This is a genomic window from Mucilaginibacter jinjuensis, from assembly GCF_028596025.1.
GTDB lineage: Bacteria > Bacteroidota > Bacteroidia > Sphingobacteriales > Sphingobacteriaceae > Mucilaginibacter > Mucilaginibacter jinjuensis.
Map to the genome: position 1 here is coordinate 29,520 of NZ_CP117167.1, position 16,063 is coordinate 45,582.

The 16,063-nt window shown below is 43.1% G+C and carries 20 protein-coding genes; 17 read left to right on the forward strand and 3 right to left on the reverse strand.

Features of this window, described 5'->3' with window-relative positions; genetic code table 11:
* The first annotated feature begins 183 nt into the window (after positions 1 to 183).
* From PQO05_RS00135 to PQO05_RS00185, 11 genes are all read left to right on the forward strand, one after another.
* Entirely contained in the window at positions 184 to 558 is a 375-nt protein-coding gene (locus tag PQO05_RS00135; protein WP_273630598.1) for an endonuclease domain-containing protein, read from the forward strand.
* Between the two features lie 51 nt (positions 559 to 609).
* Positions 610 to 1,032 carry a cobalamin B12-binding domain-containing protein gene (locus PQO05_RS00140; protein ID WP_273630599.1) on the forward strand — a complete coding sequence of 141 codons (423 nt, stop codon included), beginning with the start codon at positions 610 to 612 and terminating at the stop codon, positions 1,030 to 1,032.
* 6 nt (positions 1,033 to 1,038) lie between these two features.
* Positions 1,039 to 1,815, forward strand: coding sequence for an enoyl-CoA hydratase/isomerase family protein (locus PQO05_RS00145; RefSeq protein WP_273630600.1), 777 nt, complete (start codon positions 1,039 to 1,041; stop codon positions 1,813 to 1,815).
* A 114-nt stretch (positions 1,816 to 1,929) separates the two neighbouring features.
* On the forward strand, positions 1,930 to 3,378 hold the full coding sequence (locus PQO05_RS00150; protein WP_273630601.1) for a sigma-54-dependent transcriptional regulator: 1,449 nt from the start codon (positions 1,930 to 1,932) through the stop codon (positions 3,376 to 3,378).
* A 2-nt stretch (positions 3,379 to 3,380) separates the two neighbouring features.
* The gene (locus PQO05_RS00155; RefSeq protein ID WP_273630602.1) at positions 3,381 to 3,581 is read left to right on the forward strand and encodes a hypothetical protein; all 201 of its coding nucleotides are present in this window, start codon (positions 3,381 to 3,383) and stop codon (positions 3,579 to 3,581) included.
* A 137-nt stretch (positions 3,582 to 3,718) separates the two neighbouring features.
* Positions 3,719 to 4,762, forward strand: coding sequence for an AI-2E family transporter (locus tag PQO05_RS00160; RefSeq protein WP_273630603.1), 1,044 nt, complete (start codon positions 3,719 to 3,721; stop codon positions 4,760 to 4,762).
* A 114-nt stretch (positions 4,763 to 4,876) separates the two neighbouring features.
* Positions 4,877 to 5,143, forward strand: a complete 267-nt coding sequence (locus PQO05_RS00165) for a YtxH domain-containing protein (RefSeq protein WP_273630604.1) — start codon at positions 4,877 to 4,879, stop codon at positions 5,141 to 5,143.
* 61 nt (positions 5,144 to 5,204) lie between these two features.
* Complete coding sequence (locus PQO05_RS00170; RefSeq protein WP_273630605.1) at positions 5,205 to 5,552, forward strand: phage holin family protein; 348 nt, start codon at positions 5,205 to 5,207, stop codon at positions 5,550 to 5,552.
* Between the two features lie 2 nt (positions 5,553 to 5,554).
* Positions 5,555 to 5,977: a hypothetical protein gene (locus tag PQO05_RS00175; RefSeq protein WP_273630606.1), complete on the forward strand. Its 423-nt coding sequence runs from the start codon at positions 5,555 to 5,557 to the stop codon at positions 5,975 to 5,977.
* A 68-nt stretch (positions 5,978 to 6,045) separates the two neighbouring features.
* On the forward strand, positions 6,046 to 6,696 hold the full coding sequence (trmB, locus tag PQO05_RS00180; RefSeq protein WP_273630607.1) for a tRNA (guanosine(46)-N7)-methyltransferase TrmB: 651 nt from the start codon (positions 6,046 to 6,048) through the stop codon (positions 6,694 to 6,696).
* 4 nt (positions 6,697 to 6,700) lie between these two features.
* Positions 6,701 to 7,033 carry an MGMT family protein gene (locus PQO05_RS00185; protein WP_273630608.1) on the forward strand — a complete coding sequence of 111 codons (333 nt, stop codon included), beginning with the start codon at positions 6,701 to 6,703 and terminating at the stop codon, positions 7,031 to 7,033.
* Between the two features lie 140 nt (positions 7,034 to 7,173).
* Here the strand turns inward: PQO05_RS00185 and PQO05_RS00190 are convergent, their stop codons facing one another.
* Complete coding sequence (locus PQO05_RS00190; protein ID WP_273630609.1) at positions 7,174 to 7,533, reverse strand: VOC family protein; 360 nt, start codon at positions 7,531 to 7,533, stop codon at positions 7,174 to 7,176.
* A 254-nt stretch (positions 7,534 to 7,787) separates the two neighbouring features.
* On the opposite strand from PQO05_RS00190, the gene PQO05_RS00195 reads away from it, so the two are divergent.
* The 6 genes from PQO05_RS00195 to PQO05_RS00220 all read left to right on the forward strand — a co-directional run bounded on the left by PQO05_RS00195 (position 7,788) and on the right by PQO05_RS00220 (position 14,978).
* The gene (locus PQO05_RS00195) at positions 7,788 to 8,132 is read left to right on the forward strand and encodes a carboxymuconolactone decarboxylase family protein (RefSeq protein ID WP_273630610.1); all 345 of its coding nucleotides are present in this window, start codon (positions 7,788 to 7,790) and stop codon (positions 8,130 to 8,132) included.
* Positions 8,133 to 8,275: 143 nt separating this feature from the next.
* On the forward strand, positions 8,276 to 8,839 hold the full coding sequence (locus PQO05_RS00200) for a DNA-3-methyladenine glycosylase I (protein WP_273630611.1): 564 nt from the start codon (positions 8,276 to 8,278) through the stop codon (positions 8,837 to 8,839).
* 169 nt (positions 8,840 to 9,008) lie between these two features.
* Positions 9,009 to 11,819 carry a DNA polymerase I gene (gene polA, locus PQO05_RS00205; protein WP_273630612.1) on the forward strand — a complete coding sequence of 937 codons (2,811 nt, stop codon included), beginning with the start codon at positions 9,009 to 9,011 and terminating at the stop codon, positions 11,817 to 11,819.
* Positions 11,820 to 12,035: 216 nt separating this feature from the next.
* Positions 12,036 to 13,457, forward strand: coding sequence for a glycogen synthase (locus tag PQO05_RS00210; RefSeq protein WP_273630613.1), 1,422 nt, complete (start codon positions 12,036 to 12,038; stop codon positions 13,455 to 13,457).
* Positions 13,454 to 14,719, forward strand: a complete 1,266-nt coding sequence (locus tag PQO05_RS00215; protein WP_273630614.1) for a glucose-1-phosphate adenylyltransferase — start codon at positions 13,454 to 13,456, stop codon at positions 14,717 to 14,719. Before PQO05_RS00210 ends, PQO05_RS00215 begins: the two co-directional genes overlap by 4 nt.
* A gap of 70 nt (positions 14,720 to 14,789) precedes the next feature.
* On the forward strand, positions 14,790 to 14,978 hold the full coding sequence (locus PQO05_RS00220) for a hypothetical protein (protein WP_273630615.1): 189 nt from the start codon (positions 14,790 to 14,792) through the stop codon (positions 14,976 to 14,978).
* Positions 14,979 to 15,050: 72 nt separating this feature from the next.
* Here the strand turns inward: PQO05_RS00220 and PQO05_RS00225 are convergent, their stop codons facing one another.
* Together PQO05_RS00225 and PQO05_RS00230 are read right to left on the reverse strand one after the other, a co-directional pair.
* On the reverse strand, positions 15,051 to 15,731 hold the full coding sequence (locus tag PQO05_RS00225; protein ID WP_273630616.1) for a metal-dependent hydrolase: 681 nt from the start codon (positions 15,729 to 15,731) through the stop codon (positions 15,051 to 15,053).
* 24 nt (positions 15,732 to 15,755) lie between these two features.
* Positions 15,756 to 16,061, reverse strand: coding sequence for a YbaB/EbfC family nucleoid-associated protein (locus PQO05_RS00230; RefSeq protein ID WP_273630617.1), 306 nt, complete (start codon positions 16,059 to 16,061; stop codon positions 15,756 to 15,758).
* Between the last annotated feature and the right edge of the window lie 2 nt (positions 16,062 to 16,063).

Below are 16,063 nucleotides of genomic sequence, written 5' to 3' on the forward strand. Positions count from 1 at the left end.
GTAGATTATGGAACGGTTATCTTGTATCCGTCTTACCCCTTATTAAAGTTAGTGCTAAAGCAGTGCCTTTGCTTTCCCCTAAATTAGGGGAATATTACTGACGGTGCAATTTGCAACGGCGTTGATAAGGGGTAGAAACAGGTGGATTATGAGAAATCAAAACTGCTTCTTACCTTAACTCTCATGAACCGTATCACAGACCTATGCCGAGCCTTACGAAATAATCAAACCCCGGCAGAAAGAATGCTGTGGGATCAATTAAGGCGCAAGAACGTTGACAATCACAAATTTCTAAGGCAATATCCAATAATGGTGGTTCAGGTGGGTATTAGTTATTTCTACATCGCCAACTTTTACTGTGCAAAACTTAAGTTGGTAATAGAGTTAGATGGCCCGATTCATAATTTCAAAAAGGAATATGATGCTAACAGAGATTTGGTTATGAATCAGTTGGGAATTGTGGTTCTGCGGTTCAACAATGATGAAGTAGAGATGCAGATAGACAATCTAATACAAAAAATCACGACGTTTATTTCCCAAGGACAGCTCATCCTCTAAAACATTCCATTCAATCTTTGTACATTTACCCCTAAACCAAACTCGTTTTACATGAGTGAACACCAGTTTAACCGCCCCATCAGGGTATTAGTTGCTAAAGTAGGATTAGATGGACATGATCGTGGGGCGCGAATTATAGCCACTTCGCTGCGCGATGCCGGGATGGAAGTAATTTATACCGGACTGCGCCAAACACCCGAAATGGTGGTGAATACCGCCCTGCAGGAAGATGTTGATGCGATCGGGATTTCGATTCTTTCGGGCGCACACATGACAGTTTTCCCGAAAATTATTAAATTGATCAAAGAAAAGCAGATGGATGATGTTTTGCTGACCGGCGGCGGGATCATTCCCGAAGCAGATGCTAAACAGCTGCAGCAAATGGGGGTTGGAGAGCTTTTCCCTCCCGGAACCACCACCGCGTCAATTGTTGAATATATAACCGGCTGGGTACATCAGCACCGTAATTTTTAATTTAAGATGAGTTTTCAGAATTTAATTATAGAAGATAAAGGGCGTATCAGGCAAATAACTATTAATCGCGAAAGCAAACTAAATGCGCTTAACAAAGAAACCATTGCCGAATTACATACCGCTTTTGCTGATGCCTTTGGCGACAACACAATTGGCGGAATTATTTTAACCGGTGCAGGCTCCAAGGCGTTTGTGGCAGGTGCAGATATTGCTGAGTTTGTTGGTCTTGATGTGGAAAGCGCAACTGCTGTGGCAAGAGAAAATCAGAAAAAGGTATTTGATCTAGTAGCTAATGGAAAAAAGCCTGTTATTGCAGCTGTAAATGGCTTTGCATTAGGCGGTGGTTTAGAGTTGGCGCTGGCCAGCCATATTCGTGTGGCGTCAAGCAATGCCAAAATGGGCTTGCCCGAAGTAACCCTGGGTTTAATTCCCGGTTATGGCGGCACGCAAAGGCTTACCAAACTGGTGGGAAGTGGCAAAGCTTTAGAGATGATTTTGACGGCGGATATGATTACCGCTGATGAGGCCTATCGCGTTGGCCTGGTAAATTATGTGGTTGCGCCCGAAGAGTTAATTACAAAAGCAGAGGAAATACTAAACAAAATTTTACAACGTGCGCCTCTGGCCATAGCCGCTGCTATCAATGCGGTAAGCGCTGCGGGCACACCGGAGGGTTTTGAGATAGAAATAAATGCATTCGGAAAATGCTTTGGTAATGAGGATACTAAAGAAGGAATAGCTGCCTTTTTAGAAAAAAGAAAACCAGAATTTAAAGGCAAGTAAAAGATTTTGGAACAAAAAATGCGCCTATTTCGTATGCGAATAAAAAATTAACAAATTTGTAATTAACTTAAGGCGTTAAGTACATTTACCTTTTTAAGAAAGTATATTGCCGATATGAAAAAGATTCTCATCGTTGATGACGAAGTGAACACCGCGTTGTTGTTGTCGAAATTCCTTACAAGAAATGGCTTTGAAGTTACTACTGCTTCAAACGGTGGCAGTGCTATGGAGCATCTTAAAAGCGGCGAATACGATTTGGTGCTTTGCGATTTCAGGCTGGAAGATACCGACGGGCGCGAGATGCTGAAAAGTATTAAATCGCAATACCCTAAAACGGGTGTAATTATTATAACCGGTTATTCGGATATTAAAATGGCGGTAGAGCTCATCAAGATGGGCGCCTACGATTATATCACCAAGCCACTATACCCCGACGAAATTTTAAACACCATAAACAAAGCGATAGAAACCCACCACGCCCTGGTTACAGAACCTCAGGAAGAACTGGCGGCTGTTTCTTCACCATCTTCATCAAAATCATCTAAAGAAAAACAGGTGATGGCCGGTGAGTTTGTGGTTGGTAAAAGTAAAGCATCAAAAGAGTTATTGCGCCAGATAGAGCTGGTTGCCCCTACTACATACAGCGTTATTATTTTGGGCGAAAGCGGTACCGGTAAAGAGTCGGTAGCGAAGAGTATCCACTTAAACAGTCCGCGCCGAGATCAGCCATTTATTGCAATGGATTGCGGTTCGTTAACCAAAGAGCTGGCACAAAGCGAATTTTTTGGTCACGAGAAAGGATCATTTACCGGTGCATTATACACCAAAATTGGCCACTTTGAAATGGCTAATGGCGGAACATTGTTTCTGGATGAGGTGGGTAACCTATCGTATGATATCCAAGCCGCCTTGTTACGTACCGTGCAGGAGCGTAAGGTAAAACGTATTGGCAGCACCAAAGAGATTGATCTGGATGTGCGGATCATTGTGGCTACCAACGAGAACCTGATGGACGGTATCCAGCGTGGCAAGTTCCGCGAGGATTTGTACCACCGTTTCAATGAGTTCACTATCTACATGCCGCCACTACGCGACAGGGGCAGTGATATTATGCTGATGGCCGAACACTTTTTAAGGATCGCTAACAAAGAACTTGGTCGCGATGTGCAGTTTTTCTCACAAGATGTGGAAGAAAGCTTTATGAACTACCGCTGGACCGGTAACATCCGCGAGTTGAAAAACGTGATCAGGCGTGCTACCTTGCTAACCGAAGGCGATACCGTGCAGGCTAAGGCCTTACCGTTAGAGATTTCTAATTACACCAAAATAGCGCCGATGGTTGAGCATTCGCATAATCATCATACAACAGAAACATCGGCAGCACCGGTTAAGGAACATCATAACAGAACCGATTTAAAAAATGCAGCGCTTGAGGCTGAATATGATACCATATTGAAAGTTTTGCGTGAGGTTAATTTTAACAAAACCAAGGCTGCCGAAATTTTAAATATCGATCGCAAAACCTTGTATAATAAAATGAAAGCCATTAACATCGGTAAGTAATTATGGCAGATGAGCATGAAAAAATAGACCCGGCTATCGGGTCGTTAAAGCACGATATTAGGAACCAGCTTTCTAATATTGCGCTTTGCGCAGAGCAGCTTAGGTTCGAGCTGCCCGAAGTTAACGAGGATATTACCTTCTACATAGATACCATTGCTGCCGGCTGCAAAAAGATTAACGAACTGCTTAAAGGTACAGACTAAGCCGGTTTACAAAAAGGCAATCTTACTGCGACAAAAACTTAACCGGCTTGTAGCTGTATAAGTATTAATTCAATACGATATTTACGGGGGAGAAAGGGTAACGGCGGGACGGCACACGCAAGGCTACATCAATACTTATGTCTATCTTTAACTACAGGCAGCGCAATAATATAATACTCATTGGCATAGTGGTGCTGGGGTGTTTACTGCTGTATTCATTAAGTTCACTCTTTAGCGCCATACTAGGGGCCATTGTGCTTTTCACTATTTTCAGGCCGGGTTATTTATATCTGACAGAAAAACGCAATTGGGGCCGGGGAGTAACAGCATTGATGTTTATCCTGGTATCACTGGTGGTTATTGTAATCCCATTCCTTACCCTGAGTTTTATGGTGATAGATAAAATCGCCAGTATTCGTGATGATCCTTTTTTTATAGATCAGCTGGTATTAAAAGCTAATGCTTTTGCAGGTTCAACATTTAACCAACCACACCTGATCGACGATTTTTTAAAGAAGGTGAGCGTTTATGCTACAGACCTCTTCCCATCAATCATCAGCGGTGCGGCCAGTATTTTGTTAACCTTACTGGTGTTGTATTTTCTGCTTTACTTTATGCTCACTCAAATTCATGAGTTTGAAGCTGGCCTGTTAAAATATGCTCCTTTCCGCGAGCAGCATGCTTTAAAATTTGCTGTGGCACTGCGGAATGCTACTTACTCTAATGTGCTGGGTCAGGGCATTATCTCTATAGTTCAAGGTTCATTACTGGCCAATGGCTTCTGGATAGTGGGTATCCCCGATGCCTTATTCTGGGGGATAATCGGCGCTTTCATTTCCTTTTTACCGGTTGTTGGTGCGCCTACGCTTTCTATCCCGGCAGGTATCTATCTTTTTATGCTGGGCGAAAACTGGAAAGCTATTGGTATACTGGTTTATGGTCTGCTATTTATTGGTAATGTGGATAACGTGCTGAGAATGATCATCAATAAACGGATTGCCAACACCCATCCCATCATTTCTATTATAGGGGCATTTATTGGTATCCCGCTTTTTGGTATTTTAGGGCTGGTTTTCGGGCCGGTGCTGTTATCTTATTTCTTGCTGCTGGTAGAGATCTACGAAACTAACCGACTGGCTGCCGACCGGCTCGACCGGATAAAAACAGGCAACGATCTTTAAACATATTTACACTATTTTGTAGATTGCCGACGTTATTAAATGGCGTTTAAACGCTAAAACCTAATAAATTTGTAGCCAATACAAACAAAAAGTCAACTTAAAAATTATAATACTATGAACGATAACTCAAAAACTATTTTGGCGCTGCTTGCAGGACTGGCAGCAGGGGCAGCATTAGGTATATTGTTTGCACCCGATAAAGGTGATGATACACGCGATAAACTTTCAGATTCACTGAAAGGCTTAAGCGATTCTATCAAAGAATCGGCAAGCAAAGAAATTGAGAACCTGCTTGGCTTAAAAGATAAATTGGTTGATAACATCAAAACCAAAGTTAAAGGTGCCGAAGACGAGTATCAGGATGACCTGGAACACGCATAACATTCAATAACAAAAGCAATACGATCCCGGGCGTTGTGCCCGGGATATATTTAAACTACCAATGGAAGAACAAACAAAGGAAAAACAACCACCCATTCTGGAACAGATAACTGATTACGCCGAAACGCGGATCAAGCTGACCAAGTACAAGGTGATAGAAAAAAGCACATCAGTAGCTGCCGGTGTTGTTACCGACATGGCTATTGTGATAAGCCTTATTTTAACCTTTATGTTCGCCAGTTTTACACTTGCGCTTTATTTGGCGGAGGTTCTGCATTCGTTCTGGAAAGGCTTTGGCATTGTAACCCTGATATACCTGTTCATAGGTATCATCATAATGGTAACACGCGCAAGCTTTAAGAAGCCGATAGTTAATGCATTGATCAGAAAAATATTTAGCGATAATTAGTGATGGATATACCAGTTAGAACGATTAGTGACCTGCATGCCGAGATCATTCGCCTCGAAAAAGTAAAGCAGCAGCAGGAAATGGATCTTAAACAAAGGTTTAATAGTCCGTCTAATATATTTGCTATTGTAAAAAGCATCTTCCACAAACCGGGCGATCCTAAAAATGGCATCCTCGACCAGGATTTGTTTGGCTTATTATCTCGCGTGATATTGCCTTTTACATTAAACAAAACCCTGTTTAAAGGTTCAGGTTTTTTGGTTAAAACGCTGGTTGGTTTGGTATCTCAAAAAGCATCAACCTATATCAGCGAAGACTCGGTAACCGGCGTTTGGGACAAAGCAAAGGGGCTTATCACAGGCTTGCTGAAAAAGAAAAACAAACCACCAGAACCCGATTTTGCCAAGGCTGCACCAACTGCCTGATAGTCATTTCAATAATTTAGTCGCTCGCCAACGCTTAAAATTTTATTTTTGCACTTTATTATTCATAAGTGGGAAAAGATAAGTTAAAGCGTTTTGCTGAAATAGCAACCTTCGATAATGTGATTCAGCTGGATGCCGGCAAGCCATACAAGGGCAAATGGGCATCAGATTTCTTCAAAAACAATAACCCTGTTGTACTGGAACTGGCCTGTGGTAAAGGGGAATACACCGTTAACTTGGCGCAGATGTTCCCCGATAAAAATTTTATTGGCATCGATTATAAAGGCAACCGGATTTGGCGCGGGGCCAAAACCGCTATTGAAGAAGGCATTAATAACGTAGCCTTTTTACGCATTCAGATTGAACTGATTGTTGAATATTTCGGTGAAAATGAGATCGACGAGATCTGGATCACCTTCCCGGATCCTCAGCCGCAGATCAGCCGCGAGAAAAAACGGTTAACCTCTCCCCGCTTCCTGGATTATTACCGTCAGATACTGCGTCCGGGTGCATTCATCAACCTGAAAACTGATAACGACGGCCTGCACGAATACACCGCGCAAGTAATAGCAGATCAGAACTTAAACCTTTTTGCCAAAACGGAAGATCTGTATCATTCTGAATTTGCAGACGAGGTTCTTTCCATCAAAACCTACTACGAGAAAAAATATTTGAAGCACGATAAGAATATTAACTATTTGAAGTATTCGCTAACTTAGTGATATGGACGATCCTAATTTTTTCAATCACATTTACGAGGTTACGCGGCAAATTCCTGCCGGGCGTGTAACTTCTTATGGTGCTATTGCCAAATTTTTAGGATCACCAAACTATTCCCGAATGGTTGGCCGTGCCATGGGCGAATGTGGCAAAGCAAACCCGCCAGTACCCTATTACCGCGTGGTAAATAGTACGGGCCATTTAACTGGTGATCCATCAGCTGGCCGTCGAAGAAGAGAGCTTTTGGAAAGCGAAGGCGTTGAGGTGAAGGACGATAAAATCCAAAACTTTAAAAAAGTCTTCTGGGATCCATCTAAAGAAATTAATTACGAGTAAGCCCTTCCTAATACTTTTCATTTGCTGCCGCAGGTTTTCAACCTGTGGCGATACTGGTGTAAGGTTTCACCTATTGTAAGCTGGAAGCTTACAATAGTACAGTCACAAGTTACGCTACGCTAAACTTGCGACAGCGATTACTAAATATACTCTAACAACTCCATCCTATTTCCAAACGGATCTAAAAACGAAAAACGTTTACGGCCTGCAATATCCCGCTGTTTCTGAATTTCCACACCATTTTGCTGAAGATGTGTCCGCGCCGCTTCCAAATCATTAACCTCAAAAGCGGTATGGCGAATTGTTAGCGGATGCGTCTCCTCTACCCCGATATGTAATTCGACATCCGGTAGCTGAAACCAAATGCCAAGATCATTTAACTCAGCCGGACGATACTTTTCGGGCAAGCCGATAACTTCGGTATAAAAATTACGGGCTTCTTCGAGGCGCTCTTCTGGTACACAAATGTGAATATGGTCGGTACGTTTAAATGAGATCATGGGTAGTTTAATAATTATAGGCTTTAACTTCCTTTTACCCCTTATGAAAGTAAGTGCTAAAGCAGTGCCGTTGCTTTCCCCTAATATAGGGGAACACTTCTGTCAGTGCAATTTGCAGCAACTTAAATAAGGGGTATAGCAAAGATCGTAAGTAAAAATGTTATCCAAAGATAGCCCATCCATACCACCAAAAACAAGATTTTTCGCGAACATTGCAATTCAAAACTCAGTAATTCACTAAATCAAAACTATACATGTTAGTAGAAGAATTTAACGCCTATCGCGAAAAAATGAACGAGCGGATTATGGATACCGCCAACGTAAATATTAAACGCTTTTTTGCTTTGGATACCACCAGTTACGCCGAAGGCGCGCTGGATGTAAAAACTAAAGAAATGCTGGGTCTGGTAGCATCAATGGTTTTGCGCTGCGATGATTGTATCAAATACCACCTCGGCAAATGCCACGAAGCTGGTGTTAACAGCGCCGAAATGAACGAGATTTTTATGATCGCCAATCTGGTTGGAGGGTCTATCGTTATCCCGCATTATCGCCGTGCGGTTGAGTACTGGGATGAGTTGAATGGATATCAAGGATAACCCACCGTAGAGACACAATACTTTGTGTCTCTTTTTTGCATCTCGTTAACACGGTATACAGAGACACAATACTTTGTGTCTCTACGGGAATATGTTTGTTGCTAATAAAATTAGTATATTGCCTCTTCAAAACCTGATAAACAATGAGCCAATCAAAAGAACCAAAACGTTGCGCCTGGGCTGGCAGCGATGAATTATATACCAAATATCACGACGAAGAGTGGGGCAAAACCACGCATGATGATAACGTATTATTCGAGTTTTTGCTACTCGAAGGTGCGCAGGCCGGACTAAGCTGGATCACTATTTTGCGTCGCCGCGAAAACTATCGTAAAGCATTCGCCAACTTCGATGCTAAAAAAATAGCAGCTTTTGATGAGAAAGATGTAGAACGTTTAATGAACGACGAAGGCATTATCCGCAACCGTTTAAAGGTTAATGCGGCTATCAAAAATGCGCAGTTGTTCCTCGATATTCAAAAGGAGTTTGGTTCGTTCGATAAATACCTGTACAGCTTTATGCCCGATGGTAAACCGATTGATAATTGCCCAACATCGGGAATTCCTGCCACAAGTCCCGAATCTGATGCCATTAGCAAGGATATGAAAAAGCGCGGGTTCAAGTTCTTTGGTTCAACAATTTGTTATGCCCACATGCAGGCAACAGGTATGGTAAATGATCATTTGGCGACTTGTGATTTTAGATAGTTTCTGAATCAGAATTTACAGAATTAATGAATTTTCTGAATTTAGTTTTTTGCTACAGCTACATTAACCCCATTAATCTTAAATTTGCTTGATTACACATTTATAGGACGAATGAATGAAACATTCTGATCATTCATTAATTCTGTAAATTCTGATTTTGACAATCAATATGAAAAAACTGTTTCTTCTGGATGGTATGGCCCTCATGTACCGGGCACATTTTGCATTGAGCAAAAACCCGCGCTTTACCTCTTCGGGTATTAATACTTCGGCTGTAATGGGCTTTACCAATACTTTGCTGGATGTACTTAAAAAAGAAAAACCTACCCACATGGCTGTGGTTTTTGATACCGAAGCGCCAACCGAACGGCACACAGATTTTGCAGCCTACAAAGCCCAGCGCCAGGCCATGCCCGAAGATCTTTCGGCTGCCATGCCTTACGTATTTAAGCTGATCCTGGGCTTTAATATCCCCGTAATTACTTCAGATGGTTACGAGGCCGATGACATTATCGGTACCCTCGCCAAAAAAGCAGAAAAACAAGGTTACCAGGTTTATTGCATGACCCCTGATAAGGATTTTGCACAGCTGGTATCAGAAAACATATTCATTTACAAACCCGCCCGTATGGGTAACGAGATGGAAATCCTGGGCGTTAAGGAGGTTTGCGAAAAATGGGAAGTAGATGATGTTTGCAAGGTGATCGATATCCTCGGCCTTTGGGGCGATGCGGTTGATAACATCCCAGGCATTCCCGGCATTGGGGAGAAAACCGCCAAAGCGCTTATCAAGCAATACGGTTCGATGGAAAATATCATCGCCCATAGCCACGAACTAAAAGGCAAGCAGCGTGAAAACGTTGAGAACTTTGCCGCACAAGGCTTACTTTCTAAAAAACTGGCTACCATTTTGCTGGATGTGCCGGTTGAACTGGATGAAGCAGGACTGGAGATCTGCGCACCAAGCAAGGATCTGTTAGAGCCATTATTTGCCGAGCTGGAATTCCGTACCCTTGGTCGCCGTGTATTTGGTGACGATTTCAGCATCACCGAAATTAAGGCTACCGGTGTACAAACAGATCTGTTTGGCAACCCAACAGCTACCGGGCGAACTACCTTAACTGTTGACGTAAGCGATATTGCCACCGATGATTTGCCCGAAGCCGGTAAAAATATTACCAATGTAGAGCATACCTATCATTTGGTTGACGATTTCGAAAAGCGTGCCGAATTGATTATGCTGTTAAAGCAGCAAAAGAGCATTTGTTTTGATACCGAAACCACAGGTACCGATGCCAACGTTTGCGAACTGGTGGGTTTCTCTTTTTCTATTAAACCGGGCGAAGGCTGGTATGTACCGGTGCCTGCCGATCAGAATGAAGCTCACGCCATCGCATCAGAATTTAAAGACCTGCTCGAAGATGAAAACATCGATAAGGTTGGGCAAAATATTAAGTACGATATTTTAATGCTGAAATGGTACGGCATCGATGTTAAAGGCCCGTTATTCGATACCATGATGGCACATTATGTGCTCGACCCGGATACCCGTCATGGCATGGATATCCTGTCGGAAAACTATCTCGGCTACAAACCGGTTTCTATCACCACGCTGATTGGTCCAAAAGGCAAAAACCAGTTGAGCATGCGCGATGTGCCGATGGAACAGATTAAAGAATACGCTGCCGAAGATGCCGACATCACCCTGCAGCTTAAAAACGTTTTCGAGCCGAAGATTAAAGAGGTTGACGGCGAAAAGCTGATCCACGAGATAGAGCACCCGCTAATTTACGTACTGGCTGATATGGAATTTGAAGGTGTGCGTATTGATGAGCCTACCCTGCGCGAGTTCTCCAAGGACCTGGAGTCTGATTTGGTCCGTCTCGAAAAAGTGGTTTACGATAAAGCAGGCGTTCGTTTCAACATTTCCTCACCCAAACAGCTGGGCGAAGTATTATTCGAAAAACTAATGCTCGATCCTAAAGCCAAGAAAACCAAAACCGGTCAGTACCAAACCGGCGAAGATGTATTGCTGGCCCTGGCCAACAAAAGCGATATCGTTCGTGATATTCTTGATTTCCGCCAGCTGCAAAAATTGAAATCAACTTACGTTGATGCTTTGCCCGAGTTGATTAACCCTAAAAGCGGTCGGCTACATACTTCATACAATCAAGCCGTAGCAGCAACCGGCAGGCTAAGTTCTAACAATCCTAACTTACAAAATATACCTATCCGTACCGAGCGTGGCCGCGAAGTGCGTAAGGCTTTCATCCCGCGTGATAACGACCACCGCATTATCTCTGCCGATTATTCGCAGATAGAATTGCGCCTGATTGCCGAGATCAGCAAGGACGAAAACATGCTGGATGCTTTTACCCAAGGGCTGGATATCCACACCGCTACGGCTGCCAATGTATATAGCGTGCCTTTAGATCAGGTGGATAGCACCATGCGCCGCAATGCCAAGGCGGTGAACTTTGGTATTATTTACGGTCAATCAGCCTTTGGTTTATCGCAAAGCCTGGGCATCCCGCGTAAGGAAGCTGCCGATATGATTGAACAATACTTCGCACAATACTCGGGCATTAAAAGCTACATGAGTAACACCATGAACTTTGCCCGCGAGAATGGTTACGTGCAAACCCTGATGGGCCGCCGCCGTTACCTGCGCGATATTAATTCGGCCAACCAAACCGTACGCAGTTTTGCCGAGCGAAATGCCATTAATGCCCCGATCCAGGGTTCGGCTGCTGATATGATTAAGATCGCCATGATCAATATTCACCGCGAACTGAAGGCCCAAAAACTGGATGCCCGCATGACCATGCAGGTGCATGACGAGTTGGTTTTTGATGTGCCCGTTAACGAGGTTGAAATTGTAAAACCAATTATTGAACACAACATGAAAACCGCTATAAAAACCGGTGTACCGATAGTGGTGGAAATTGGAACCGGACTAAATTGGCTCGAAGCTCACTAAAAAAATAATGGATAGGCTTTTTTACTAATAAGAGCCTATTTTTTTGAAGGTATATATTGATGAATTTATAACAAAACCTGCAAAAAAATATAGGCAATACCAACAGTAGGTTGTATTACTGTTAGAAAAATCAATACTGCGTAAACAAACATAATAGGGCTGTTTTTGGTTGTGTATTGGGTAAATGTTTTTTACCTTGAGACCAATATAGCCATAATGAGAATCTATCACCTGAGTGCCGAATGCTACCCCGTTGCCAAAGTAGGCGGGCTGGCAGATGTTGTAGGCGCTTTACCCAAATACCAGAACCAGGCGGGGCTAAATGCCGCGGTTGTATTACCTTATTACAACCGTAAATTTGTTCGTGAGCACCAGTTTGATGTGGTGTTCCAGGCGTCAAATTTATTGGGTACCCGCCGCTACGAATTCGAAATCTTAAAAGAGCGCGATAATGTGCTGGGCTTCGAGCTATACCTGGTGCACATCCCCGGATTGGTAGACCGCGAAGAGGTATATAGCTACCCTGATGAGCGCGAGCAATTTATCGCCTACCAGTTGGCGTTTTTAGACTGGATCAACTGGTCGCAGCAATCGCCGGATATTATCCATTGTCATGATCATCATGCGGGATTAATCCCTTTTCTGCTGCAGCACTCAGCGCTTTATAAACGAATCGCTAAAACTCCTGTGGTGTTTACCATCCATAATGGCCAGTATCACGGCGCTTTTGGCTGGGACAGGGTTGCTTTGCTGCCTGAGATAGATATGATGGCGGCGGGCTTGTTAGAGTGGAATGGCGGCATCAATTCATTGGCTGCTGCTGTTAAATGTTGTTCAAAATATACAACGGTTTCCCCAAGTTATCTTAACGAGTTAACCATACAAAGCAACGGGCTGGAATATCTTTTTTACCTCGAAAACTGGAAAGGTACAGGCATCATTAACGGTATTGACACCGATGTGTGGAATCCTGAAAAAGATGCCATGATTGCCGCATCATTCTCAGCAAAAAAACCAGCGGGTAAAGCAAAAAATAAGCAAGCGTTGTGCGACCGTTTCAACCTCGATATTAACAAGCCTTTAGTTTCTTTCATTGGCAGGTTAGTGACGGAAAAAGGTGCCGACCTGATAGCTGATGCCCTCGCCAAAAGTATTGTGGAACTGGGCGGACAAGTAAACTTCCTTGTACTGGGTACGGGAGACATTACAACACAAAGCGAACTGAAAGCATTGGCCGAGCGTTTCCCGCAAAACTGCCAGGTTTATATTGGTTATGATGAAGAGCTTTCGCACCTCATTTATGCCGGGTCTGATTTTCTGCTGATGCCATCGCGCGTGGAACCTTGCGGTTTGAACCAGCTTTATGCTTTGCGTTATGGTACAGTGCCAATTGTACGCAGCACAGGGGGACTGAAAGATACCGTGATTGATTTTGGCGATGAGGGCGGCTACGGCATCCGCTTTAACCAGGCCAGTGTTGATGATATTTGCTACTCTATCGGCAGGGCATTATCACTTTATCAGAACACTGCGCAATTACAATTGTTACGTAAACGAATGATGGCGCTCGATTTCTCCTGGAACCAGTCAGCCGGTCAATATATACAACTATACCAAAGTTTAACACCAAAGTTATGATATCCAAAGTAATAAGCATTGTGCTCGGTGGCGGGCAGGGAAGCCGCCTTTATCCATTAACGGCTACACGTTCTAAACCGGCCGTTCCCATCGCCGGTAAATATCGTTTGGTTGATATTCCTATCTCCAATTGCTTGCATTCGGGTATCGACCGCATATTCGTTTTAACACAGTTTAACTCGGCTTCACTTAATAAACACATCAAAAACACCTATCACTTCAGCAGCTTCAGTGAGGCTTTTGTTGATATTTTGGCTGCAGAGCAAACCCCATCGAGCGGTGGCTGGTTTCAGGGCACGGCAGATGCGGTACGCCAGAGCTTGCACCACTTAACGGTTCATGAATTTGAATACGTGCTGATCCTTTCGGGCGATCAACTCTACCAGATGGACTTTGAGGAAATGATAGCCGAACACATCAGAAAAGGCGCAGATATTACTTTGGCTACAATCCCTGTACATGCCAATGATGTACCCGGCTTTGGTATTTTAAAAACTGATGAAGAAAGCAACGTTACCTCGTTTATTGAGAAACCTAAAACCAACTTCCAGAGCTGGGCATCAGAAGTGAGTGATGAGATGGCCGCGCAAGGCCGTGTTTACTTGGCTTCGATGGGTATTTACCTGTTCAACAAAAAAGCGCTTTACGATTTGTTGGATGGTAACGAACTGCCTGATTTTGGTAAGGATATCATCCCGCAATCAATCAATACCCATAAAATGATCAGCTACCAGTTTGAAGGTTACTGGACTGATATTGGTACTATCCCTTCTTTCTTCGAAGCCAACCTGGGTTTAACAGACGATATCCCGCAGTTTAACCTGTTCGACAGAAACTCGATCTATACCCGTGCACGCATGTTGCCACCATCTAAAATATCTGGCACGCACCTCGATAAAACGATCATTTCAGATGGTTGCATCATTAATGCCAGCAGGTTGAGCCGTTGTATCATTGGTATCCGTACACGTATTGGTGTTGATACCGTGATTGAGAACTGCTACGTTATGGGTGGCGATAACTACCAGACGCTGGAGCAGATTGAAGAATCGAGAGTTACCAATAGGCCGATTATGGGTATTGGCGACCGGTGCACCATTAAAAATGCCATCATTGATAAAAACTGCTATATAGGAAACGATGTGAAAATTAATTGCGGGCCAAATAAGATAGCCGACGGCGATTATGATACCTATACTTGCCAGGATGGTATTGTTGTAATTAAGAAACGGGCGGTGATACCAAATGGCACAGTAATATAAAATCAAAACAAAGATTAGTGATTATCTGTAGTTTATATAACAAACGGAATAATCACTAATAAACAATGTTATGAAAAAAGTATTGTGTGTAGTTGCTTTAGCAGCAATATGTTCAGGTAGCGTGTTTGCTCATTCGGCAACAGTTAATGCCCCTAAAACAACTTTAGCGGCTGATACCGTTAAGAAAAAAACTAAAACTAAAGACGGTAAAACAAAAACTAAGACCAAAACCAAGAAAGATAGTACAGCAACTATGTAAGTTGGTTTTCAGATCTAATAAAAAAAGCGCCTTGGATTTCCAAGGCGCTTTTTTTTATGTGGTGATCTTTTCTTATAAATCAACAGAACCGCCAATTTCAGGCAGTTGAATGTTGATACCCGCTTTAATAAATTTAGCACGGGTTTCTTCCTTATCCAGTTTTATTGCAGGGAAGGTATCATAGTGCACGCCAATCACATTTTGGCAGTCTACAAAAGCTGCGGCTTTAATGGCATCATCAACACCCATAGTATAATTATCGCCAATTGGTAAAATAGCCCAGGCGATATTATCGTCGGCCAGTAACTTCATGTCATAGGTTAAAGCAGTATCACCGGCAAAGTAAATGTTTTTGCCCTCGTTGGTATAAATTACAAAACCGGCAGGGTTACCACCGTAGCTTCCATCGGGCATACTGCTTGAGTGGATGGCATTAACCATTTTAACACGGCCGAAATCAAATTTAAAGCTGCCGCCAATGTTCATGCCGTGTGCATCAGCAATGCCTTGGTTTCCTAACCAGCCTGCAATTTCGGCAATACAAATTACTTTGGCGCCGCTGTTTTTTTGGATGGCAGCCAAATCTGCAATATGGTCGCCGTGGCCATGACTTAGTAAGATGTAGTCTGGCTTCAGGCTGTTAATATCAATATGTTTGGCCAGCTCATTAGGGGTAATAAACGGATCAAACAATAGTTTTTTGCCACCGGTTTCTAATTCAACCGTTGCATGTCCATAAAAAGTAATTTTCATAAGTAGATTGTTGTTTAAGATTTTTTATTTGCCGAACATACCGCCCAGGCCGCCAAACATCTCTTTGGTCATGGCTGCCATTTCGCTTTGGCTAATATTGTCGGCTTGTTCCATAGCTTTATTCAAAGCTACTAATAAAAGTTCTTCCAGTTCTTCGCGGTCGGCCTCTTTGTAAAATTCGTCATCGATACTAACCGATTGTATAATTTTATTGGCATTGGCAACCACTGTTATTTTACCGCCTTCGGCTGTGCCGGTTACGGTTATTGCATCAAGGCGTTTTTTAGCTTCTCCTGCTTTTTGTTGTGCTTCAAATAGTTTATCGAACATGA

Bases quoted from the DNA above. Each gene is read 5' to 3' on its own strand.
- PQO05_RS00140 (WP_273630599.1), top strand. From the start codon at position 610: ATGAGTGAACACCAGTTTAACCGCCCCATCAGGGTATTAGTTGCTAAA.
- PQO05_RS00190 (WP_273630609.1), bottom strand. From the start codon at position 7,533: ATGATCTCATTTAAACGTACCGACCATATTCACATTTGTGTACCAGAA.
- PQO05_RS00155 (WP_273630602.1), top strand. From the start codon at position 3,381: ATGGCAGATGAGCATGAAAAAATAGACCCGGCTATCGGGTCGTTAAAG.
- PQO05_RS00135 (WP_273630598.1), top strand. From the start codon at position 184: ATGAACCGTATCACAGACCTATGCCGAGCCTTACGAAATAATCAAACC.
- PQO05_RS00175 (WP_273630606.1), top strand. From the start codon at position 5,555: ATGGATATACCAGTTAGAACGATTAGTGACCTGCATGCCGAGATCATT.
- PQO05_RS00160 (WP_273630603.1), top strand. From the start codon at position 3,719: ATGTCTATCTTTAACTACAGGCAGCGCAATAATATAATACTCATTGGC.
- PQO05_RS00210 (WP_273630613.1), top strand. From the start codon at position 12,036: ATGAGAATCTATCACCTGAGTGCCGAATGCTACCCCGTTGCCAAAGTA.
- PQO05_RS00225 (WP_273630616.1), bottom strand. From the start codon at position 15,731: ATGAAAATTACTTTTTATGGACATGCAACGGTTGAATTAGAAACCGGT.
- PQO05_RS00150 (WP_273630601.1), top strand. From the start codon at position 1,930: ATGAAAAAGATTCTCATCGTTGATGACGAAGTGAACACCGCGTTGTTG.
- PQO05_RS00200 (WP_273630611.1), top strand. From the start codon at position 8,276: ATGAGCCAATCAAAAGAACCAAAACGTTGCGCCTGGGCTGGCAGCGAT.
- PQO05_RS00230 (WP_273630617.1), bottom strand. From the start codon at position 16,061: ATGTTCGATAAACTATTTGAAGCACAACAAAAAGCAGGAGAAGCTAAA.
- PQO05_RS00165 (WP_273630604.1), top strand. From the start codon at position 4,877: ATGAACGATAACTCAAAAACTATTTTGGCGCTGCTTGCAGGACTGGCA.
- PQO05_RS00170 (WP_273630605.1), top strand. From the start codon at position 5,205: ATGGAAGAACAAACAAAGGAAAAACAACCACCCATTCTGGAACAGATA.
- PQO05_RS00185 (WP_273630608.1), top strand. From the start codon at position 6,701: ATGGACGATCCTAATTTTTTCAATCACATTTACGAGGTTACGCGGCAA.
- PQO05_RS00145 (WP_273630600.1), top strand. From the start codon at position 1,039: ATGAGTTTTCAGAATTTAATTATAGAAGATAAAGGGCGTATCAGGCAA.
- polA (WP_273630612.1), top strand. From the start codon at position 9,009: ATGAAAAAACTGTTTCTTCTGGATGGTATGGCCCTCATGTACCGGGCA.
- PQO05_RS00195 (WP_273630610.1), top strand. From the start codon at position 7,788: ATGTTAGTAGAAGAATTTAACGCCTATCGCGAAAAAATGAACGAGCGG.
- PQO05_RS00215 (WP_273630614.1), top strand. From the start codon at position 13,454: ATGATATCCAAAGTAATAAGCATTGTGCTCGGTGGCGGGCAGGGAAGC.
- PQO05_RS00220 (WP_273630615.1), top strand. From the start codon at position 14,790: ATGAAAAAAGTATTGTGTGTAGTTGCTTTAGCAGCAATATGTTCAGGT.